The organism is Cupriavidus sp. YAF13, assembly GCF_052113425.1.
GTDB lineage: Bacteria > Pseudomonadota > Gammaproteobacteria > Burkholderiales > Burkholderiaceae > Cupriavidus.
The window spans coordinates 128,421-150,407 of sequence record NZ_JBFRDD010000014.1; the positions used below are offsets into that span (position 1 = coordinate 128,421).

Here is a 21,987-nt window from a genome sequence, read left to right on the forward strand (position 1 = left end):
TCTCCATGAAACTAGATGCATTAGAAGGCGTCCGCGGTTTTGCCGCAGTATATGTCTTTCTTCATCACCTAAATCCGTTGCAGGGGACGGGCTTCGAGCCACTGCTTAAATTTGGGCAAGAGGCTGTTATTCTATTTTTCTTGGTGTCTGGCTTTGTGATTTATTATTCCAAAGAAAGATCTGGAATTAATGGTTCTGGGTTTGATTTTATTATTAAGCGGGCCGCTCGCATATATCCATTGTTTCTGGTGTCGCTAGCCTTGGCGGCATTATCTGGCTTTATTTCTGGAGGTGCTGATTGCTTTGATTTTGGCTCATTTGTCGGAAACATTTTAATGCTTCAGGACATAGGCGGGCTGAAAAGCGGAACTTGGGTGGAGCCATTTTGTTCAAATTCTCCGCTTTGGTCTCTATCTTATGAGTGGTGGTTTTATATTTCGTTTGCGATAATATATTTTCATGTGCCGCGGATCAGTGTAATTAGGCAGCGAACAATTGTTGCTGTGGTATCCATTTTCGGAACCGCTTCATTCTTGCTGATGCCGGGGCAGCCATTTTTATTCGCTTCTTATTTTTCTATTTGGTGGGCGGGGCTGGAGCTTGCTCGAGAGTACATTGATGGGGGTAAGTTGAGTCTTAGGCAGCAGGCTTTTTCAATTTCTATGATGGCAATTAACGCCGCACTATGGGCCGTTCCCGTGGTGCATGCAGTGCAAAGGAATGGGGCTATCTCATTTGGGCTGGAGCCTGTACTAGAGCTGCGTCATTTTTTGAGTGGAATTGCTTTTGTGGTGCTGGCTGTTTTATTAAATAGAGTGAGTTTTTTTCCAGGTGTCGCGGTGCGTATTTTTTCGAAGGTGGCGCCGATATCATTTGGTATATATATAACACACCAGCCTATCATAACAATCGCTCGATCTTTGGGTGTCGTCGGATTTTATGGTTTTTTCGTTGTAGCAATTTCTGTAGTTGTCGTCGCATATTTACTCGAAATTGTTGCTCAGCCGCGGATCGTGAAGCTGTTATTTGCAACGAGAACGACGACAATTCCTGCCGCGAGATAGGGTTCGAAAGTGCAAGGCTTAGCGGTATGGTGTCATTCCCCGACGGGTGGTCCGAAAGACGTTGATAGCGCCCCCCCCTTGCGACATTTTGGGTCACCTGCAGGGGTTGCGGTCACTAGGCCGTGTAACTCGATGCCCTGCTGCTAATGATGGAGGGTGGCGCCCTGAACGGTTCATAAGCATGGACTGGGAGGTAGTCGGGAAAGCTTGTTTTGCTTCGCGTCTGACCTAGCGTTGGAGGTGTTGACGCTGAGCGACTTGGAGGGGTGATGCTGGTTCAGGGTGAAGCTGGTCCTGCGTAGTCTGTTGCTTGGTACGCACGGGGCGGTTCCGGTGCGTACCAAGTGAAGACGCTCACTACGGCTCTGAAATCAATCAATGATGGCGTGCTGAAGTGTTGTTACTGTGGCAGAGACCTTTCAATTGGATTAATACAAGGTCATCCCTTGTTCGTACTACCGATTTGGCTAGTTTGACGCGGTTACCCGATCCTCGGACATATCAACTGCCTTCACCGATGACGCTTTTGCTGCCTTCTGTTTCTCAAGCTGGGCTGTCTTCAGGACGATCAGGTACTCATATATCGACTGCAGCGCTGCGTATGTCAAGCCTGCTCGACCATCAAGGAACCCTCGTTTTCCCACGTACAAGACGAGGAATTTGACCACCGGCCGCATAGGCAAGCGGTAGAAAATCTCCTTTTGGTGGAACCTCCTCTCGTGAAAATCGGTGCTTGTAATAGCTTTTGCAAGGCTGAAAGGGGCTTGGCCTCTCCGGTTCTCGATGATCTGCTTTGCTTCGAGATTGCTGTAGCTATTGTGCCTTGCGATCCAATGTTCCAGGCCCTTGCTGAATGGAAAGTGATCCAGGTAACCGGAGATCTTGGCGCTTGGCCCATCGGGAATGGAAACGGGATTTACAAGGCGCTCGTAGCGCATCCGCTCGGGCCGGAAGAGACGCAAGTAATACGGGGAGGTCTGTACATGCTTGAGCCACGTGTCCATGAAGAAATCGCGGCGCCTAACGCTGAAGGCGACTTCCTCGGTCGCCGATTTGACCGCGCTCAGTACACTTTCCACAAGTTCTGGTGTCATCCTCTCATCTGCATCAATGTAGAAGACCCAGGGGTTCTTGAACTTAATATTGGCCAGGCCCCAGTTCTGGTGGCTTGCCCAATTGTCAAACGGGCGCTGAGTGACGGTTGCGCCAAAGGACTGTGCAATTTCTACCGTGGAGTCCGTGCTGATGGAGTCATACACGTGGATGTCATCTGACCACGCCACGCTTTGCAGGCAGCCCGGTAGATCCTGTTCCTCATTCTTGGTAAGGATGAGTACTGAAACACCATGCGTGCTATTTGTCATGCTGATTTCTCGTTCGAATTGGCTTCGCCGGCATGCCGGCATAGACCGTCCAGGAGTTTTCGAGGGTTCGTGTGACAACGGAGCGCGCTGCAACGACAACTCCCGAAGGAAGTGTCACCCCTTGCGCGATGAACACCTCGGCGCATATCCAGACGTGTGATCCCAGTGTGATGGGCGCTGCTGTCAGTTGAAAATTACGAGAGTTGTAGTCATGGGATCCGCCGCAGAGATGGGCACCTTGCGAGATCACGCTGTAGTCGCCAATCTCGATAGTGTCCATATTGTAGAGAGTGACGCCATCTGCAATTCCGACGTTGTTGCCGATCTCGAGATTCCAGGGGGCCCAGATCCGTACAGCGGGGTACACATGCACGTGCATTCCGACGCGTGCACCGAACAGGCGGAGCAGGGCGGCACGCCAAGCGTGAAACGGCCTTGGACTCGGACGGAACAGGAGTAGCCATGTCCAGTTCCACAGCTGACGCATGATTCTGTTCTGCAACGAGAAGGAGGGGGTGACGGTCGGGTCGTTACCTTGGATGATCATTGTCTAGCTGGGTCTAAGGCAGGCCTGCATTTTGTGTGGGGGAATGTTGCTCGTGCGTTGGTTAGGCACCACTCGCCCGCTTACTGGGCGCCTCTTCGCGAAGCACAACGCCTATATGAGATACAAACCGTGCCAAGAGGCTGTCCAGTGCCAGGAACGATTCGGCGTATTTTCTTGCTGCAACCCCGAAATCTGCGCGCAGCACGTCTTGGCCCGCAAGCGTCAAGACGGCTTGGGCCAATGCCGAAGAATTGCCTGGCTCCACAGCTACGCCGCGCCCTTTAACTACGGCCGCAAGTTCGGTATGTTCGCCGGCTGTGGCAACAATGGGTCTGCCACTCGCGAGCATGCCGGTCAGTTTTGAAGGCATGACCAGATCGGCTGCGTCCGCGCGTTGAGGTAAGAGATGGATGTCTGCGCTTGAGAGGAGCGATGGCAATCTTTCCTTGGGCTGCAGAGGGAGAAAGTGAATCCGCTCCAGATTCGAGCAGGCATTCTCCAGTTCGACTTTGCCCGGGCCATCACCACAAAAGACAAAATGTATGTTTTTTGCATCCTTCAGCAGTTGCGCGGTCTCGGCTAATATCTCAAGGCCTTGCTTGCGTCCCATGTTGCCGGAATAGAGTGCGATAACCGCATTGTGCGGAATGTTGAGTTCGTTCCGGTATTCATGATTCGCTTGTGTGCTGATGGCATTGACATCAACCCAGTTGGGAAAATGGACCAGCCGCGCGCTTTCCACGCCTTTAGATTCGGCCAGACGTATCATTGCGTGCGAGATTGTCGATACACGATCGAAGCGGCGCAATAGCCAGCGCTCACCGCGCGAGATCATGTTACGAAGAAGTGTATTTCTGAGGATTCCCAGCGCGAACGCCGCGTCCACCTCAAAGTCCTGGATATGCAGCCAGGTTTTGCTGCGGAACAGTTTGCCAAATAGCAGGGTGGCTGGCGAGCAGAACAGCGGCGGCTCTACCACAAAGACCACATCGGGATGCCAATTTGCCTGCGAGAGCAGAATGGGAAAACTGCTGACGGCAAAGCTTGCAAGATGAATCAGGCGTTTGAGTCCTGAGGGCTTGCGGGGTACCCAAATCGGGACGCGGTGGATAACTACTCCATTGTGCTTTTCCCGGCTGTAGCGCCACGCTTTATAGCCTTGCTGCACCCTCCACTCCGGATAGTAGGGGGGAGCAGTAATCACGCGCACGTCATGCCCCTGTGCGACCAGCCACTCAGCTTGTTCCGACGTGTACTTGCCAATGCCCGTCAGTTCGGGGGCATAGTTCAGGCAGTAGATCAGAATTTTCATGAATGCCGGGATTCTGCGTAGTGGGACGAAGCTGAGTGGGTTGTCTCCCGGGCGGCGACATTTTGATCTGTGGCCGCTGTACGTCCGATACCGTAGTAAGCAAAGCCATGCTGAGCCAGCTCGGCAGGCTCATATAGATTGCGCCCGTCGAAGATCACCGGCTCGCGCAGTGCTGCGGCAATCGCCGCGAAGTCCGGCGAGCGGAAGGACTTCCATTCTGTCACCACCACCAGCGCATCTGCCCCCTCCAGAGCAGCCGCCTGATCGTCTACGAAGTGGATTCGCGCTGCAGCGGCTGGATCCGTTGCGAGGTCTGCGTGGATGGCCTTCTTTGCCTCCTCGATAGCCACCGGATCAAAGGCCTTGACGCTTGCCCCACGTGCCAGCAGTTCTTTGATCACCACCCGGCTGGGCGCCGCTCGCATATCGTCCGTGTTTGGCTTGAACGCCAGACCCCAGAGCGTAAACGTCAAACCGGAGAGATCCTCGCCATAGTGGCCAACGATCTTCTGCACCAGGATGCGCTTCTGCTCCTTGTTGACCGCCTCCACGGCAGCCAGGATGCGCGGCGTTTGGCCATATTCCGCCGCCGTCCGCTCCAGCGCCTGTACATCTTTGGGGAAGCAGGATCCACCGTAGCCGGTGCCGGCATATAGGAAGCTGTAGCCAATGCGGGGGTCGGAACCAATACCTTGGCGTACCAGTTCAATATCCGCCCCAACCACATCCGCCAGGTTGGCCAGCTCGTTCATGAACGAGATCCGGGTAGCCAGCATGGCGTTTGCGGCGTACTTGGTGAACTCTGCCGACGCGATATCCATGTTGAGGATACGGTCGTGGTTGCGCGTGAAAGGCGCGTACAGCGTGCGCATTGCCTCGCGTGCGCGCACGCCGGCGGCGCCAGGTTCGGTGCCAATGACAATACGGTCCGGGCGCATGAAGTCTTCAATGGCCGCGCCTTCCTTGAGGAATTCGGGGTTGGACACCACAGCGAATTCGAGTTCGGGCAGGCCGCGTTCCGCCAACTGTGCCTCGATGGCGTGCCGGACCTTTGCGCCAGTGCCAACCGGCACGGTGGACTTGTCCACCACGATCTTTGGTGTAGTCATGTAGCGGCCGATGTTGCGGGCGGCGGCTACCACGTAGCGCAGGTCAGCGGAGCCGTCTTCGTCGGGCGGGGTGCCAACGGCGATGAACTGGATGTCGCCAAACTGAACGCTGGCTTCAATGTCGCTGGTGAACTGGAGGCGGCCGGCGGCGTGGTTGCGCTGGATCAGCTCTTTTAGCCCGGGCTCATAGATGGGCACTTCGCCGGCGTTGAGCATGCTGATCTTTGCAACGTCCAGGTCCAGGCAGAGTACGTCGTTACCGAGTTCGGCCAGGCAGGTCCCGGTGACCAGGCCCACATAGCCGCTACCGATGATTGTGATTTTCATGACTACAATCCGAAATATTGGAAGTTAGTTTTTGTTGGCCCATGCGCTCGCTCGGCTTAGCCGGCGGGCCAAAGAGATAAGCACGATTGCGGCTACCGCGGCAAGCAAATCGGTCAGCAGATCCGCCAAGTCCGAAGAACGGTACGGAAAGAACGATTGGATGAATTCGTCGAGGCCGCCCAGCAGAGCGATGCCAGTCAATGTAGTGGCAGCGCGGTAGCGAGTGAACGACAGGTGGATTGCACCCGCAATGCATGCGTAGGCGACGAGATGGAGATTCTTATCGCCATACTCTTGAGACATGGCCTGCGCATTCCCCGGCTGGTTTCCCACCAACAGCATCAGCAGGTAGAAGGCTGCCGCCAACGATAGTAATAGGCCGGCGCGGGGCCCAAGAATCGACGCGGCAGGCCGCGCCAATGGCTGCGATTCAATAGGCATTCTGTCCTGTCCAGCCCTTGAACGCGGTCCAGAAGATGATGCGCAAATCCATCCAGAACGACCAGTTGCGGATGTAGAAGATGTCGTGCTCAACGCGCTTGGCCATCTTGTCCAGCGTATCGGTCTCGCCCCGGTAGCCATTGATCTGCGCCCAGCCGGTAATGCCGGGCTTGACGCGGTGGCGGAGCATGTACAGGTCCAGCTGTTCTTTATAGAGATTGTTGTGGGCCATGGCGTGCGGGCGGGGGCCAACCACGCTCATCTCGCCCTTGAGCACGTTGATGAACTGCGGCAGCTCGTCCAGGCTGGTGCGGCGGAGGATGGCGCCGATCGGTGTAATGCGGTTGTCGTCTTTGGTGGCCTGCGTGACCACGCCGTGCTCGGCGTGGGGCTTCATGCTGCGGAATTTGTAGACGTGGATCACGCGGCCGTCCAGGCCCAGGCGCTCTTGCTTGAAGAACACCGGGCCGGGGGAGCTGCGCTTGATCAGCACGGCAATGACCAGGAACAGCGGGGAGAGGGCGGCGAGTACCAGGGCGGCAAAGCTGCGGTCGAATGCTGACTTTACCGCGCCACGCACGCCGAGCGATGGCGGGCGGTTGAGTTCCACCGCGGGCATGCCCAGAAAATCGCCTACCTTGTGGTTGAGCAGGTCGAAGTCCAGCAGGCTGGGTATCCATTTGATGTCGATGAAGTCGTTACGCAGCGAGTACGCAATGTTCTGCATCTGGCGGGTGGCGCTCATGGGGAGCGTGATCCAGACTTCGTCGATCTTATGCTGGCGCGCGAAGTCCGCAATCTTGGCGCTGTCTTCCACGCGCAGCACACCGGCCGGCGTGGCTTCGTCTGGCGATGCGTAAATGCCCCCCACCCTGTAGCCGGTGCGGCGGTTGGCGGTGGCGCGTTGGTACATTTCCTGGCCGGTGCGGCCGTAGCCCACGATCAGTACGTGCTTGGTGTTCACACCGGTACCGCGGGCGAGGCTCAGGAAGGCGCGGCTGGCGATATGCAGCGCCAGCAGGCCGACCATGGACCCGACATACCAGTAGGTGGCCCAAAGGCGCGAGAGAGTGTCGGCTTGATGAAGGAGGAAGCAGACCAGGATGCTGATCAGCCAGACCAGGGTCCAGCCGGCCAGCATGCGCGTGAAGAGCGAGAAGGTGCTGCGGCCGCGCCAGGAGGCGTACAGGTCGAACGCGGGCAGTACGATGAACGCGACGGTGCAGCCGAAATACTGGATGAACTGGTGGATGGGCGCGTTGGGCGTGGCGTCCGTTGCGAAGCGCAGTTCGGTTGCCAGGTAGCCGGCAATCCAGATGACGCCTACGTCCAGCAGGCGTGCGGCCAGCGTTAGCTGGTCGTGATGCCTGGTAAACATGTCGCGATAAACTCCCATGATCTTCCCCGAAAGCGTTCGCAATCCCGCCGCACGTTTGTGCGGCCGAACCATTTATCCCCAATTGGTAAAGGCGACGTGCCATTGACTACGCCGGCCCGGCCATGCGCGTTGTCTCAAATGGCATGGCGTTTTTGATCGGACGAAGGAAGTCGGCGCTGGCTGCAGCGTGTGCAGCCGATTCCGTGGCGCTTGGGGGCGGCTGACCCTTGCGCCCGTGCGTCGCCCATGCAGGGCGCGTCGCTGGAAACTCGTCGCTTCGTTTTAAACAGACGCGAAGGGCGCCGGTTTGCTCGTCTTATCGATGGGGCAGATAGTGCGGCGCAGCGACATCTACCGGTACCCTGCGAGAGAAGGGAACGCGAGGGGATTGTCGGCGTCATGGCGCGGGGTTGCTGGCGAGCTAGCGCATTGCGCTCGGGACTTGTGCACGGGGAGGGAGGTTTTGGTGCCGATGGGTGATGTTGGTGCGTGGATTGTTCAATGATGTATCGAGTTTGTATCGAGGTCGATATTTGATTTTTATGGTTCATCCGACTTTCGTGTGGGTCGATTTATCGCTGGGCTAAATCCAGCGTTGCCGTAGCTCCCCTCTCCCACTTCATGGGAGAGGGGAGAAAGCCAGCGTTTTGCCTCCTGCCACTTGCACCCGCGTGCAGTACCCGCGTGAAAGCCTGGAGAGCCATTTTTATAAAGACTGGTGCTTTTTTTCTTTGAATTTTCTATCCCCGCTTCAGAGGGGGGGATTGCCGGATGAATGCTGATATTAAGTAGGGGGGATAGCTGCGATCTCTCTCGCTGTGTTTTGCGGCTCGCGGCTTGCTCCATCTTTTGCTGGTGCAGCGGGTTCTCATAGCCGCCGCCCAGCGGCAGCGCTTTCTCTCCCTGCGCGTAACCGCGAGAGCCAGGCGTCGGGGGAGGGGGCTTGCGGGCGAAGGCGGCAAGTGTTTTTTCCGGCGCTTTTTCTGTTGGCGGGGATGGCCGGGTGGCTGAACTACCTGGCCCACGCGCTGGCGTGCCGGGCTGCCGGCGTGGCTTAGCTGCCAATTTGGGGCCCGTCACCGGGCCAATCATCGCGCCAATGACCGAGCCAATCGCCAAAAAGTGAGACGCACGGTCAAGAGGCGCGCGGGAGTGGCTTTAATCTTGGACGTAGAGACCATTGCCTATAAGGCGTGCGCGAAAGGGGGATGCTTGCCGACCCCTGCCCTTGAACTCGATGAGAGGGGGAACCGACGCAACCGGGGCAATGCCGGCAGCGATCCGGTGTCTTGACGGGTCATTAGGCGTATGACGGGAATGATGGGGGTGTTGGTTATGGCTGATGTATCTGGTTTCTCTGGTTTCTCTGGTTTTTCTGAAATGTCTGGAATGACGGAGCAGGGCGGGGGCCCCCTGAGCCGTGAGCAGCTCGATGCTTACTTTGCTTCCTACGTGGGCATGGAGGGGGGGAGTCCGGCCAGCGCGGTTTGGTTCTGCGACAGCATGCCGACTTCGGATAGCACGCGGCTGCCCGCGGAGCTTGTCCCAGTGCGTGAGGTACCGGCGTGGGATGCGCAGTTCAGGCTGCGCCATCTGCACGAGATGAGCAAATGGCAAACGCACCAGCGCATCGCGCGCATCATGGCGGCGGCCCGGGAGATGGTGCTGTTCGGCCGGGACGATAGCGGCGATTGGCAGCGCTACCTTGCGCAATATCTTTACCGGCCGCGCGGATGGGATTTCAAGCTGAGCTTGTTCCCCTTGGCCATCCGGTCGGAGAACGGGTTGCCGTGGACGCAACTGCACGGCAACCAGCCGGAGCTGAACCCCAAATCCAGATACCTCGCGCTGTGCCGTAATGGTGCCCGGTTCCGCTTTATCGCCCAGTTGCGCCGGCGCGAGCGGCCCAAGGTGGTGGTTTGCCTTGGCGAGCGCTTCGAGGTGGATTACGTCCAGGCCTTCGGCATGCGGGGGGTGCCATTTACCACGCACACATTACAGCCAGCCGATCAGGCGAGGGAATTGCGCGTTTATGTCAGCGAAGGGACAAACCTGATTATTTGTCCGGCAGTGGCCGGGGCTGCCGGATTGGCTTCCGACGTGCTGCTGAACGCCATGGGGCGTTTTATCAGCCAATGGCTGACCATGGCCGATTTTCAGGTAAGGCCGCACGAGACGGAGCTTTGCGAGGCGGAGTACTACTAGGCCTGAGATGGCGGTGCAGTGGCCGTTGGCGCGCAGCTCAAAACTCAGAACTGTTGCCGATGCAGCCACTGCTGGAAGGCATCGCCTTGCACCGCGAATGCGGCTTGCCTGAGCTGGGTGTTCTCGGGGCTGGTGGCATAGGCGCGCAGGTCGCTGGGCGACATGCCCAGGGATCGGCGGAACGCACGGGTGAAGTCCGATGCACTATTAAAGCCCAATCCGTAGGCGATGTTGCTGATCGCCAGGCTGGGAAACTTCACGAGGTCGGCGGCGGCGGCCCGCAGCCGGCTCTTGCGGATATAAGCCTGCACGCCGCCTTCTTGCTCGAACAATCGATATAGGGTTGGGCGGGAAATCTCCATCTTGGCGAGCAGTTTGTCGGGGGACAGGCCCGCCGCGCCAGGGTCGGCGTCGATCAGCCGGCGTGCCCGGGCCAGCATGGCGCTGCGCGCGGCGGCGCGGGCGCCTTCCTCAAGGCGCGCGCCTTTGCGAAAGGCGGCGGTGAGCAGTTGCACGCTGGCGTGCATGGTCTCGGCAGCCGCTTGCGGTGCCATGCCGGGGATCTCGCGGCTCAGCGCGGTCAGGTGCTCCACGGCCAGCCGGGTCAGCGGCGTGTTGGTTTGCGCGATGCGCCCGTGCGCGGCCTCGGCGCCGAGAAAGATGGAATCCATCATCGTGCGCGGCACGAAGACCGAGAGCGCGCGCACGCCACCCCGGTGCATGTGGACGGGCTGCCCAAGGTCCGTGAGCAGGATGCCGCCCTGTTGCGGCATCGGGTTGTGCCGCATGCCTTCGACCACGCCGGCGTTGCCTTCGACGAACACCTGAAGCGCGTAGTGCCGCATGGTGTCCGTGGAGATGCGCGCGACGTTGCGCTCCAGGGAGAGCCCATCGCAGCGGCAGTCGGTGAAGAGCATGTCCTCGACCAGGTAGCGGTCGATGGAGGCCTGGAACGGGGCAGCCAGGGCGTCCTGGGTGAGGTTGACGTCCATGACATGGCCGACACGCTGGCGCCAGGCAAGGATTTGTCCCACGCTGGTGTTACGGGGCCCGTCGCCGCCTACCTGGAAATGGGTATGAGGCAGGCGCGCGTCCGAGGGCGCGGGCTGCGGTTCCGATTGGGTCGGTGCAAGTGCGATGGGGGGCTCGGTCATGGGCGTTGGGCGCACCCGGTGCTGCATAGGCCCGGCAAAACGCCGGCGCATCGGCATCACTCTATCGAAAAACCGAGGTTCTTGCAGGCAACGCGTTGCGGCTGTCCCACTGCCATGCCTGTGCTTGCCACGCACAGGCTGCACACAGCCCGTGCACATGCCGTGCACATGCCGTGCACATGCCGTGCAATCGCCATTTGACGCCATTTACCACCATTTACCGCCGCCCGATTGTGCGATGCGGCGCAAAGTGTCGTTACCCCGCGTAAGAAGGGAAAGAAGACTGCCGCGAATCCCTCCAAAGGGGGGCGCGTCATGATCAAATCTCACGCAAAATCTCGCACCGCCAAGTGATTGTTTCGCGCAAACGAGATCGGGCTTTTTGGGGCGGCAGCAGGAGCGTCGCGGGATTGACAATATGCGTTCCGGTAATCGCTTTCCCAAAGGGAAAAGCACTGATCCAGATTGGTTGTAGGTAGGTCAAATCCGTTGGAGCCAGGCTTTGGCTTTATGCCGGCCGGCATCCGATACGAAGCAGGTGGGAGGCGCGGATGCGCGGGAAGTTCTCCATTCCCCGTCAGCGGGTTGTCTCCATCGTTCTATTAGAGATTTGCCGATGCATTCGAGGCGTCTCACGGCCCGTCACGTCGTATAGGTAAGTACTGCCTCAGCGCGTGGGCATCTTTAATTCCACCAAGCGGTAGAGGCATGGAAATAGAACAGAAGACTGTATTCTCACGTGAGCAGCTGGACGCGTACTTCGCGTCTTACGTTGGTATGGAAGGGGGAAATCCGGCGGCGGCTGTCTGGTTTTGCGACAGCACACCGCATCCATGGGTCGAGTCGCTGGTAGCGCCGCTGGAGCCGCGTCTGCAGCCAGGCGCCTGGGATCGCGCGTACCGGGAGCGCCATCGCGAGAGCATGGAGCGCTGGCAGTCGCATCAGAAGATCGCAAGGATCATGGCGGCGGCGCGTGCGCAGACCTTTGCGTGCCCGCAGAGCGAGTGCGACTGGAAGCATTACTTCGATCAGCATCTTTATGCGCCGGGAGGCGCGGAGTTCAAGCTCAGCCTGTTTCCGTTGCCGGCGCACCTGATTGGGCAGACGCCCTGGTCCAAGGCATTTCGCGGGCAGCCGGCGCTGGTGCCCAAGCAGCGCTACCTGGATCTGTGCCGCGCTGGCAACCGCTTCCGCTTTATCGAAGGCATTCGCAGGGAGTGGAAGCCCAAGGTGGTGGTGTGCCTGGGCGAGCGGCATTTCTCGGATTTCGTATTGGCGTTCGGGCTTGAGCAAGCCCGGATGGGGGACTTTATTTTGCAGCCGGCCGATCTGGCCAAGACGCTGCGCGTGCTGGAGCTCGATGGCACTACCTGGATCATGTGTCCTGCGCTGGCGGGCGCGTCGGGGTTGACTTCCGATGTGTTGCTCGAAGCCATGGGCCAATATGTGGCGCGCTGGCTGGTGCCGGAGGATTTTCCGGTTCTGCACTAGGCGTGAAGCAACGCAAATCGATGCAAATCGATGCGAGGTGATGCGAGGTGATGCGTTAGCGGGCATCGTTTTACGCGTCCTGACAACCGTAGGAACGGCACGCGGCAGCGATGCCGTTGCGTCCCTCGCGAGGGTGTGGTTTAGGGGCTGACATGCAAGCTTGCGCTTTCCCCCTCCTAGTAGGGGTGACACGGTTGTGGAGATTGTTTATCTAGTAAAGCTGGTAAAGGCAGTTTTGTTGTAGTGCTGCCGATTCCGATCGCAAGAGCCAGCCAGGGTATCCATGAGATGCGACGAGCCAGGGCAGCGAAGGGCACCGCATGCGGTGCGCTGCCAAGGCGTGGTCAGGATCCATAGACAACCTAGTGACCCATTGACCTATCGACGTATCGACGCATTAACGCATTGACAAATCGACGTATCGATTCAGGAGTGAGAAGAGTGCAAACCAATATCAGGAATATCTTTACCCTCGGCATGATGGCTTCCGCGGCAGCGGCACTCGTGGCTTGCGGGGGAGGCTCGGACTCGACGCCGACCCCGACGCCATCGGTCACCGTGCAAGGCAAGGCCGTCGACTTCTACCTGTCACAGGCTACGGTGACGTTCCTCGATTGCAGCAACAAGACCACTACGACCAAGGCGAACGGGGACTTCACGTTCCCGGATGGTTGCTCCACCAGCGCACTCAAGGTGACCGGCGGTACCGACATTGGTACCAACCAGCCGTTCACCGGCGTGCTGCAGGCACCGGCAGTGGCCTACAAGGCCGGCCAGACCCCGGTGATCACGCCGCTGACGACGCTGGTTGCGCAGCTGGGCGCAACCCAGGCCGCCGCGCTGGCGACCAAGCTGGGCCTGCAAGGCAAGGACCTCATCGCGCTGGACCCGATGCAGGACGCTGCGGTGCTCAAGGCGGCCGTGCTGGTGCAGCAACTGGTGGACCAGGTGGCGAAGACGCTGGCAGGCTTGTCGAAGGCCACGGGCGGCACGTTGACGGCGGAAGCGGCCGCGGCGGCAGCGGCCAGTGCCGTGGCTAGCGCGGTGAACAACGCCACCGGTACCGCTAACCTGACCAGCGGCACGCTGGTCACGTCGGTGATCAACTCGGCCGTGCAGAACGCCAAGGCAGGTTTCCCTGCCAGCGTCCAGGCCAACATTGCCGCGGTGGCGGCCAACGTCGCCGCGCTGGCCGGCCCGGTTGTGGCTACCCAGGTGTCGAACGTGAACACCGCGCTGGGCACCATCGTGCTGGGCGATAGCCCCGCCGCCACGCTGGCTGCCTTGCAGCAAAGCGGTTCGGTCAATGCGGTGACCGACAGCGCCAAGTCCACGACGAGCAATGTGCTGGTGGCGGCGGTAACGCCGGCCGCGCTGGCTGACCCGACGCTGACGACCAGCCTGGCTGCGCTCGGCGCTGCCGTGTCTACCGGCAACGCCACGGCAATCCAGAACGCGGCAAGCAGCCTAGGCGGCAACGTCAACAGCGGCGCCATCACCGACGTGGTCAACGCCGTCAAGCCGACCGACTTCATCCAGTTGGCCAGCATGACCATCAACGGCCAGCCGTTCACGAACTTTGATGCCGTGACCGTCACGGGCGGCGGTGCCTTGAGCAGCATCACCGTCGCGACCTCGCAAGTCGGCAAGCCGTTTGGCGATGGCGCAGCTGAAGTCCGTGCGGGTTTGAGCTATACGTATAACGGCAGCCAGGTCGATGTCATCATCGAAAAGGTTGCGCTCACGTTTAGCAGCGGTGTGCTGACGGGCGCGCAAGTGCCTGCCAACACCACATACTCGTTCCGCGTCGCCTCGGGCGGGAGCATTTCCGCCCAGGGGAGCCTGACCAACGCGGTCGCGGACAATCTGTATGCCGGCGGCGGTGCCCTGAGCCTGCCTTTCTCGGTCTTCCTGGCCAAGCTGAAGAGCGCAAGCGCGCTGAACGCGGCGCAGATCGATGCCATTACGCCCAAGGCGCCCAGCACCTTCCCCGTGACGTTCGCGGTGGCGGGCCAGGGCGGCAAGGCGGTGAACGTCGCTACGCTGGTCAGCAGCAGCCCGCAGAAGACGCTGGCGCGGACGGTGCAGACCGAAAAGTCCACGGTTAGCGGCAACGGCATCACGACCTCGGTCACGCTGAACCCCTGATCGGTGCGTCGTGAAGCCCTCTCCATGGTCAGGGGAGGGCCTGCCCGGTCATCCGTCATGTGCGCCTTCTGGTGCTTGTGACGGGTGACCGGCTTCTTTTTGTGTGCAGTCGGCCGGACCACGAACTGGCTGACGCCACGGATGAGGTCCGCCCCTGGCCTCGGAGTCTCCTTATGCTGTTGTATCGCACGCGCCGGCTCCGCCATGCCGGTGCCTTGATGCTGGGTTTGTCTTGCGTCGGCGTTGCCCATGCGGCCCCCGACGATGTGTTTCTGCAGGCTGAGCCCGCTACGGGCGAGTTCACGTCATTCCGCGTGGAGGCCAGCTATGACATGGTCAACAAGACCGTGGACGTCTTTAACCTGCGAGAGGGCCAGGGCGCCGTGCCGGACAATGCCGGCGACTATCGTGGCGGCAAGCTGATGCTGGGCTACAAGTTCTCGCCGAACTGGTCGGGATCGGCCACGTACTGGCGCCGCGGCATCGACTACGGGCAGGACAACAACCAGATCGATAGCTGGATGCTGGCCTTGCACTATGACCCGCTGGCCGAGCCTGGCGCGCGGGACCGCATCATGCTGCGCTTCTCCCTTTGGGGCGACCGCGCCGGCAGCCTGACCCGCTCGTCCGCGCTCAAGGTCAGGAATGCCACGTTCAACACCGTCACGGTCAAGGACGCCAACGACATCCAGGGCCAGGCCGATGTGATTTTTTCTGGCGACCTTACCGAGCGCAACAAGCTCACCGGGTTTATTGGCCTGGGCGTGAGCCGAGTGACAATCGGCAACATCAATACGCGGCTGCAGCAGGGCGGGTGCAATTTCAATGTGAGCATTGGCTCGGACAATATTGCCAACGGCAACCTGGCCGCGCCTTGCCGCGTGGGCAACACCAACTTGCAGTCGGCGTCTTTTTCAACGGACGCCAGCCAGTACGGCCTGAACATCAACGACGATTTCAACTACACGGCCGGCTTTTTGAACCTGGGTGGCTCCTGGCGCTGGAAGTACGAGAACTTCAGCGCGCGGCTGGGCTACCAGTTCCAGTACCTGTTGCGCAGCAACGTCGATAGCCGCACGAGTGCTTACGGCTATTCCCCGATCAAGTCAAACCATACGCTGGGGATGGAGCTGTCGTATGCGGTGGTGAAGAATGTCGAGGTGTTCCTGCGTGGGCAGGCATCGCTGTACAACTTCGTTGGCACGATCCCGTTTCTCTATAACGCTGCTACCGCGGGCAAGCTCGATCGCTATTACGGCTATGGCTCGATCGGTATTCGCTTTTCGGGATTTTAAAGCGGGGATTTAAAGCGGGGATTTTAAGGCGGGGATCGGGGCAATACGGGCTTGGGCGGGAGGCTGCACCTGGATCCAGGTGCGGAGAAACCGTGGCAGAAAAAAAAGGGTGTAGGCGCAGGGTGCTCCTACACCCCTTGAACGGTTCAGCAAGGGGTCAGTCTTGCTGAGTCGAATTGTCTTACGGCTTGTATTGCGTCAGTACCCTGCCTTGGTAGGTGGTCCTCCTTCGGAGGGGAACCTGCTTGGTCCGCGGCCATGCGGGCACTGGAAGAATAGGGCTGTGTCTGCATATGCGCCTGCTTATGTGTTGCATATGTGCGGATTGGCCGTGGCGTGGGGCGCTCCTTTGGGTTTGCCGTCATTTCAGATGCCTTCCAGGAGCTTAGATTGCATTACGCGTTTTTCAGTGGCACGGCGTCTCCCTGCACATGGGTCCCGCATCCGGACGGGGCCAGTGCCGGCACCGGCAGTGGCTACCCCGATCCGGCGGCCGCGCGCTTGGCGCGGCTGCGCCAGAGGATGGCGTGGCCTTCAGGCGGGCCGGAGGGCGTGGATGCCACCGAGCGCGGCCTGGATCACGAGGAGCTGCTCTCGCTTACCCGGGGGGACCTGATCGGTGCGATCGAGTTCGGGCATATCTACCCGGTGTTCCAGCCGCAGATCAGCGCGCAGCACGGCGGCATCGTCGGGCTGGAGGTGCTGGCGCGCTGGTCTGACAAGGGGCGGCACCATGCCCCGGACAAGTTTGTCGGCAGCATCACCAGCCATGGCGTGGAGACACTGCTGCTGGATCATTTCCTTGGCGCATGCAGCCGGGTGCGCACGCGGTTTCCGCAATACACAGGGCGGTTCTCGCTGAACGTCAACCCGAGGACGGCGGCGGCGGCCGGCTTCGTCCAGGGATTCGTGCGCGCAAGCATTTCCCATGGGCTGGATATTGCCCGCCTCGTGCTGGAGCTGACCGAGCAGACCCGCGTTTCCCACGGCAGCGAGGCGCGCTTGCTGGAAAACCTCAGCGCGCTTTCCGCCCGCGGCATGGTGATCTCCCAGGACGATTTCGGCTCGGGCTATGCCTCGCTGCAAGCCCTTGGCCTGCTGCCGTTCAAGCAGGTCAAGGTGGACAAGATCCTGCTGCACCGCGCACGCCATGCCGAGCGCGCCCGGCGGCTGTTCGTCTCCTCGATGGCGCTGGCGCGCTCGCTGGAGCTGCAGACGGTGGCCGAAGGCGTGGAGAGCCCGGACGACGTGGTGCTGGCACGGTCGCTCGGCGCGGATTTGCTGCAGGGGTATGCCATTTCTCCCCCGATGCCCTTCGAGCGGCTCCAGCTTTAGCCCATGCCACGCCCGGCGGGTGTGGTTTGCGCCGCCTTGCCCAAGGGCGCCGCCGCTGGCTATCCCTTGGCCGGAAGAGGTTAGCCTGCCCCGATCTGCCCCGGCCTGCGTTTGACTACCGTTATATACCTCGATATATTTCGGTCATCGGGCTTTCGCGAGCGGCCAGGATGCCGCCGTCTGGCAGGGCATTTCCCCCTCTTTTTTGGTTCTTCGGACTTTCATGTGGGTACTGCACGCGGATGCAAGTGGCGGGAAGCAACGCGCGGGTTTGCTCCCCTCTCCCACTTGTGGGAGAGGGGAGCCACGGCAGCGCTGGATTTCGCCCAGCGATGCATCGACCCACACGAAAGCCGGATGAACCTCTTTTTTTTTGCCGGCCCAGCTCCACAAGGCATTGCCCGTGAACCAGTCGTTGCTGATCCTAGATGCGTTTTCGCTCTCTCCCGGGGAGCCGGCTTGCCGTGCCCTGGCGGGCGTGCTGGAGAGCGCCAACGCTGCCAGGCTGCCCAGGTTTGCGCAGTGGCTTGGGCTTGCCGAGCCCGAGTTCTGGCAGATGCTGGATCACTGCTTTCCTGGTGCCAGGGCGGCGGGGTGGGCGCCGGAGTCGGCGCCGGTCGATGCCGCCGCGTTGCCTTGCGAGTTTCCCGACCTGGTGCAGATGCTGATCGCGTCGGGCGATCCCGATCGCCCCGATTGCCCCGAAACGCGCTGGGCCGCCCACGCGCTGGCCAGCGGCTGCTTTGGCGGCTCCCATCTCTGGCACGACATGGGCCTGTCGGGCCGGCATGACGTGTCGCGCTTGCTGCAGGCGTACTTCCCCTCGCTCTACGCGGCCAACACCACAGACATGAAGTGGAAGAAGTTCTTCTACCACGCGCTATGCCGGCAGATGGACCTGCACCCGTGTCCCGAACCGGCCTGCGCCGGATGCGACAACTACGCTAGCTGCCACGGCACCGAGTCGGTGATCAGCTGGCGCTAGGCAGCCACGCGCCAGCGGCCTGGCTGGCGTAGAATCCGTCGCTTGAAAATCGCCATAAACAGCAAAATCGCTGATTGTGGGCGAATTCAATCCAATATGAGTGGCAATGGTGGCAATGGTGGCAATGGTGGCAATGGTGGCAAAGGCCAGAACAACCCCTATCCTGCGCAGCGTCATCCTGCTGGCGGCATTGGCGCTGCCCGGCATCTCCCAGGCCCGCGAATACCGCGGCCCCGGAACGGTCGGCGAAGGCCCATACCGGCATCAGTTTGTGCTGCGCGATGCGGTCACCGGAGCGCCAATGCCGCAAGCGCGCTATCGGCTGGCCTTGCCTGAGCACCAGATCGCCGGCATACCGGTTGGCCCGGGGGATAAGGCCAGCGTGGTCTTCGGTATTACCGACCGGAAAGGCCGTACCGTGAAGGTGCGCCTGCCCGGGCGTCATGCGCAGTCGCAATGGATTCTCGACGCCATCGTGGGGGAGGGCGATTTTGGCCGGGTATTCTCCACAACGGGTGGCGCCGATGGCGCGCCGGTGCCGAAGATGACGTATGTGCTGGACGTCGAGGGCAGCTATCTGTTCTGCGGCATGACGAATAGCCGCGGTGGTACGCACTTTGCGCAGAGCCGCCAGGTGCGCACGCTAACTATGACGGTGGGCGGTACGGATCTGGGCGCAGCGGATTTCGCCTGGTGCAAGCGGGAGGCGGAGGTGATCGGCGCGCTGCCGGCCGACGTTGCGCCGGCGCTGGTGTTCCGGCAGATGCTCGGCCTCTATGAAGCCGGCAAGGCGGGGCTTGATCCGGATTTCCAGGCGCGTATCCGGAGAAAGCTCCGGGACCTGGCACTGGCGAGCGGGGATAGCCAGCAACTGGTGATCGCGCGCAGCCTTGCGCCGGTGCCTGCGGAGCCGCGCTCGGCGCGGCCCGGGCAGTGAACGCGTCCGAGGCTTGAGCGGGAAGGAGGCCGGCTTCTTGTGTCCCCGGCCTCCGGCTGCTTAGATCCGGTTGGGGAAGATGGTGCCGTCCGTGCAGATCATGTACGTCAGGCCGTTGGGCGTGACGGACGAAAGGTTGGGCAACCCGAACGTGGTCCGTCCGTCGCCGCCGAAATTAGTCCCCAGCAGCGAGAACAGCTGCGTGTATTGCGTGACGAGCAGCAGCCGGCCATCGGCCGGCAGGCCTCGCCCGAACATCGCGGCGGTTAGCCACACGCTGCCTAGCGTGCAATCGGAGCCGCTGGCGCCGCCTGCCGCGATTCCGGTGTTTTGTCCCAGCCCCGGGTTGATGGGGCCTGTGGCGCCGGTCGCGCCCGTCGGCCCCGTCACGCCTTGCGCACCGGTGGCGCCAGTAGCTCCAGTCGCGCCGGTAGCGCCCGTGGCGCCATTGTTCCCGTCGACACCTTGCGGGCCCTGCGCGCCGGCTGCCCCCGTAGCTCCGGTGGCCCCCATCGCGCCGGTAGCGCCGGTGGGGCCTGCCGCACCCGTGGCGCCGGTCGCGCCCGTTGCCCCGGCCGGGCCCACATCGCCCCTGGCCAGTTCCTGCGCCACCGTGACCAGCGTGGCGTTGTTGGCCTTCAGCCGCACGATCAGCGCTTCGAGCTTGTCGTCATAGGCGTCGCCGGCTTGTGGCTGGAACACCTGGTTGAGCAGGTTCAGCGTGTCCACCGTCACGCCCAGGTTGGCCAGGCGCTGCTTGGTCAAGGTCAGGGCAGTGGGCAGACGGTTGCTTGCCGCGCCGGCCGAGGTGGCGGAGAACGTGTTGAAGAAGGCTTCGGTGTCCGGGTTCTCGGTGGCGCTGGCCACCACCAGCTCGGTGATCGGCGTGATGTTGGTCACGCCCGGGCCGAGGATCAGCGTGTGCAGCACGCCGTTCGGGCCGGTCACGCGCGCCGCGCATGGCAGCACCAGGCCGGCGGTGGTGACCGACCAGGCGCCGGTGGCCGAGGTGGTGACGGAGGCCGTGCCAGCCACGCATTTCAGTGCCACGGTGGCGTTGGCAATGGGTGCGCCGGTGGCGGCAACGCCGGAGATCGAGGCTGCCGGTGCCACCGTTATCGGCGCGCTGCCGGACGATTGCGTGGTATCGCTGCCGCCGCCACCGCATGCGTTCAGCAGCGAGGCCGCGGCCATGGACAGATAGAGAGCCCGCATTTTTGTTTGTATTTTTGTTTGCATCATGATTTCCCTTGATTTCCCATAAACAGTTGTCCGCTTGCACACGTCTCGGCCGATGCCGAGGTGCACTTTTTATATGTAGTTAAATGAAACGAAACGGAATGGAAGCGCCTGCCGGGCGCAGCGGGCCGTATTTTATCGACGGTTGTCCGCGAGACGGCAAAGTCATCTGCGGTTTCGCCGGCCGGCTCGCATGTCGTTGCCAAAACCCAACGAAGCCGGCTAAGCGCCGGCAGAACGAAGGCGCAGTAGCCCGCTACAGCATGGYCGAATGCAGATGGTGCGGATCGTCCAGCGTATCCGCCACGATCTGCAGCGATTCCTCTACCTCGTCGCGCTCGCCCGGTCCGCCCAGGCAGATCCGGATGGCATCCGGGGGATTGCCATCGGTGGAGAACGCCGCGCTCGAGACCACGCCGATGCCGCGCGAGCGCAGATGCAGCGCCAGCTCGGAAGGGCGCCAGCCGCTGTCCGGTGGAACCGGCAGCCAGAGATGGAAGCCTTCGGGGTCGGCATCGTATGGCCGCCCCGCCAGCACGTCGCGGGCCAGGAGCTGGCGGGCCACGCATTCGGCGCGGATGGCCTTGAGCATGTCTTCGGCCGTGCCGTCCTTGATCCATGACGTGGCCAGCAGCGTATTGAACGGGCTTGCCATGACGGTGGTGGCGCGCAGCGTGCCTGCCAGCCGCTGGGTCTGGCGCGCGGTGGGGCCGTGGATAAAGGCAATGCGCAATCCGGCGCCAAAGCATTTCGACAAGCCGGTGACGTAGTAGGTGAGTTCCGGCGCGAGCGTGGCCATGGCATCCGGCGTGCGCTGCGGCAGCATGCCGTAGGCATCGTCCTCGATGATCGGCACGCTGTAGCGCAGGGCGATATCCGCCAGGATTTCGCGCCGTCCCTGGGGCATGGTTTTGGTGCTGGGGTTCTGCAGCGTGGGATTGCAGTACAGCGCGCTTGGCTTTTGCGTCTTGCAGAGTGTTTCGAAGGCCGGGCCGAGGGGGCCTTCCTCATCGCTGGGCAGGGCCTGCAGCTGCACGCCGAGCTGCGTGGCGATGGCCTTGATGCCGGGGTAGGCCAGCGTATCCAGGCAGATCGTCTGCCCGGGCCGGGCCAGCAGCGACACCAGCGCCACCAGCGCGCTGTGCATCCCCGGGCAGATCAGCACGGTATCCGCGCGGCAGGCGGGCACATAGCGTTTGAGCCAGCCCACCGCGACCGCGCGATCCGCCGGCGTGCCGCCGAAATCCTGGTAGCGCAGCAGGTCGTAGGGATCCGTCGTGCTCATCAGGCGCGCTGCCGACTCGCGCAGCCTCACGGTCAGCGCCGGCGGCTCGGGCGGGTTATTCATGGTCATTTCGGCACCCGTGCCCGCGCGCAGCGGCAGGGCCGGCGCGCGCCCGCGCACAAAGGTGCCGCTGCCGGCCTTGGCGTCGATCAGCCCGCGCTTGCGGGCTTCCGCGTAGGCGCGGGCCACGGTGGTGTAGTTGAGCTGCAGCGCTTCGGCCAGGTCGCGCAGCGCCGGCAGGCGGTCGCGCGCTTGCAAGCGGCCGCTTGCCAGGTCTTCCTCGATCAGGTCGGGGATCATCAGGTAAGCGGGTTTGGCGCTCTCGCCAAGGCGTTTGAGCCAGTGGCTGGCAAGTCCGGGCAAGGGTGGGC

General features: G+C 61.4%; 17 protein-coding genes. 8 read left to right on the top strand and 9 right to left on the bottom strand.

Annotation, left to right across the window (positions count from 1 at the left end; genetic code table 11):
- Positions 1-5: 5 nt before the first annotated feature.
- Entirely contained in the window at positions 6-1,064 is a 1,059-nt protein-coding gene (locus tag AB4061_RS14130) for an acyltransferase family protein (RefSeq protein WP_441634706.1), read from the top strand.
- Between the two features lie 467 nt (positions 1,065-1,531).
- Here AB4061_RS14130 and AB4061_RS14135 read toward each other — a convergent pair whose 3' ends face one another.
- The 6 genes from AB4061_RS14135 to AB4061_RS14160 form a co-directional block, all read right to left on the bottom strand.
- The gene (locus AB4061_RS14135) at positions 1,532-2,428 is read right to left on the bottom strand and encodes a glycosyltransferase family 2 protein (RefSeq protein ID WP_441634708.1); all 897 of its coding nucleotides are present in this window, start codon (positions 2,426-2,428) and stop codon (positions 1,532-1,534) included.
- On the bottom strand, positions 2,418-2,975 hold the full coding sequence (locus tag AB4061_RS14140) for a putative colanic acid biosynthesis acetyltransferase (RefSeq protein WP_441634709.1): 558 nt from the start codon (positions 2,973-2,975) through the stop codon (positions 2,418-2,420). Before AB4061_RS14140 ends, AB4061_RS14135 begins: the two co-directional genes overlap by 11 nt.
- A 61-nt stretch (positions 2,976-3,036) precedes the next feature.
- The gene (locus tag AB4061_RS14145) at positions 3,037-4,287 is read right to left on the bottom strand and encodes a glycosyltransferase WbuB (RefSeq protein WP_441634711.1); all 1,251 of its coding nucleotides are present in this window, start codon (positions 4,285-4,287) and stop codon (positions 3,037-3,039) included.
- On the bottom strand, positions 4,284-5,723 hold the full coding sequence (locus AB4061_RS14150) for a UDP-glucose dehydrogenase family protein (protein WP_441634713.1): 1,440 nt from the start codon (positions 5,721-5,723) through the stop codon (positions 4,284-4,286). The genes AB4061_RS14145 and AB4061_RS14150 overlap by 4 nt, the downstream gene beginning before the upstream one ends.
- A 24-nt stretch (positions 5,724-5,747) precedes the next feature.
- Entirely contained in the window at positions 5,748-6,164 is a 417-nt protein-coding gene (locus AB4061_RS14155; protein WP_441634715.1) for a VanZ family protein, read from the bottom strand.
- Positions 6,154-7,542 (bottom strand): undecaprenyl-phosphate glucose phosphotransferase, encoded by a 1,389-nt coding sequence (locus tag AB4061_RS14160; RefSeq protein WP_441634787.1) that lies wholly within the window; start codon positions 7,540-7,542, stop codon positions 6,154-6,156. Before AB4061_RS14160 ends, AB4061_RS14155 begins: the two co-directional genes overlap by 11 nt.
- Positions 7,543-8,931: 1,389 nt before the next feature.
- Here AB4061_RS14160 and AB4061_RS14165 point away from each other — a divergent pair.
- Positions 8,932-9,747 carry a transcriptional regulator gene (locus tag AB4061_RS14165; protein WP_441634789.1) on the top strand — a complete coding sequence of 272 codons (816 nt, stop codon included), beginning with the start codon at positions 8,932-8,934 and terminating at the stop codon, positions 9,745-9,747.
- A 44-nt stretch (positions 9,748-9,791) separates the two neighbouring features.
- On the opposite strand, the gene AB4061_RS14170 is transcribed toward AB4061_RS14165, so the two are convergent.
- Complete coding sequence (locus tag AB4061_RS14170; protein WP_441634717.1) at positions 9,792-10,901, bottom strand: helix-turn-helix domain-containing protein; 1,110 nt, start codon at positions 10,899-10,901, stop codon at positions 9,792-9,794.
- 714 nt (positions 10,902-11,615) lie between these two features.
- Here AB4061_RS14170 and AB4061_RS14175 point away from each other — a divergent pair.
- The 6 genes from AB4061_RS14175 (at position 11,616) to AB4061_RS14200 (ending at position 19,092) form a co-directional block, all read left to right on the top strand.
- The gene (locus AB4061_RS14175) at positions 11,616-12,392 is read left to right on the top strand and encodes an XpsR family transcriptional regulator (protein WP_441634791.1); all 777 of its coding nucleotides are present in this window, start codon (positions 11,616-11,618) and stop codon (positions 12,390-12,392) included.
- A 441-nt stretch (positions 12,393-12,833) separates the two neighbouring features.
- Positions 12,834-14,540: a hypothetical protein gene (locus AB4061_RS14180; RefSeq protein WP_441634719.1), complete on the top strand. Its 1,707-nt coding sequence runs from the start codon at positions 12,834-12,836 to the stop codon at positions 14,538-14,540.
- Positions 14,541-14,713: 173 nt separating this feature from the next.
- Positions 14,714-15,835, top strand: coding sequence for a hypothetical protein (locus tag AB4061_RS14185; RefSeq protein WP_441634721.1), 1,122 nt, complete (start codon positions 14,714-14,716; stop codon positions 15,833-15,835).
- A gap of 390 nt (positions 15,836-16,225) precedes the next feature.
- Positions 16,226-17,170 (top strand): EAL domain-containing protein, encoded by a 945-nt coding sequence (locus AB4061_RS14190; RefSeq protein WP_441634723.1) that lies wholly within the window; start codon positions 16,226-16,228, stop codon positions 17,168-17,170.
- A 403-nt stretch (positions 17,171-17,573) separates the two neighbouring features.
- Positions 17,574-18,155, top strand: coding sequence for a nitrogen fixation protein NifQ (locus AB4061_RS14195; protein WP_441634725.1), 582 nt, complete (start codon positions 17,574-17,576; stop codon positions 18,153-18,155).
- A gap of 106 nt (positions 18,156-18,261) precedes the next feature.
- Positions 18,262-19,092 (top strand): hypothetical protein, encoded by an 831-nt coding sequence (locus AB4061_RS14200; RefSeq protein ID WP_441634727.1) that lies wholly within the window; start codon positions 18,262-18,264, stop codon positions 19,090-19,092.
- Between the two features lie 60 nt (positions 19,093-19,152).
- On the opposite strand, the gene AB4061_RS14205 is transcribed toward AB4061_RS14200, so the two are convergent.
- The gene (locus AB4061_RS14205; RefSeq protein WP_441634729.1) at positions 19,153-20,307 is read right to left on the bottom strand and encodes a tail fiber protein; all 1,155 of its coding nucleotides are present in this window, start codon (positions 20,305-20,307) and stop codon (positions 19,153-19,155) included.
- A gap of 280 nt (positions 20,308-20,587) precedes the next feature.
- Positions 20,588-21,979, bottom strand: a complete 1,392-nt coding sequence (locus tag AB4061_RS14210; protein ID WP_441634731.1) for an aminotransferase-like domain-containing protein — start codon at positions 21,977-21,979, stop codon at positions 20,588-20,590.
- Between the last annotated feature and the right edge of the window lie 8 nt (positions 21,980-21,987).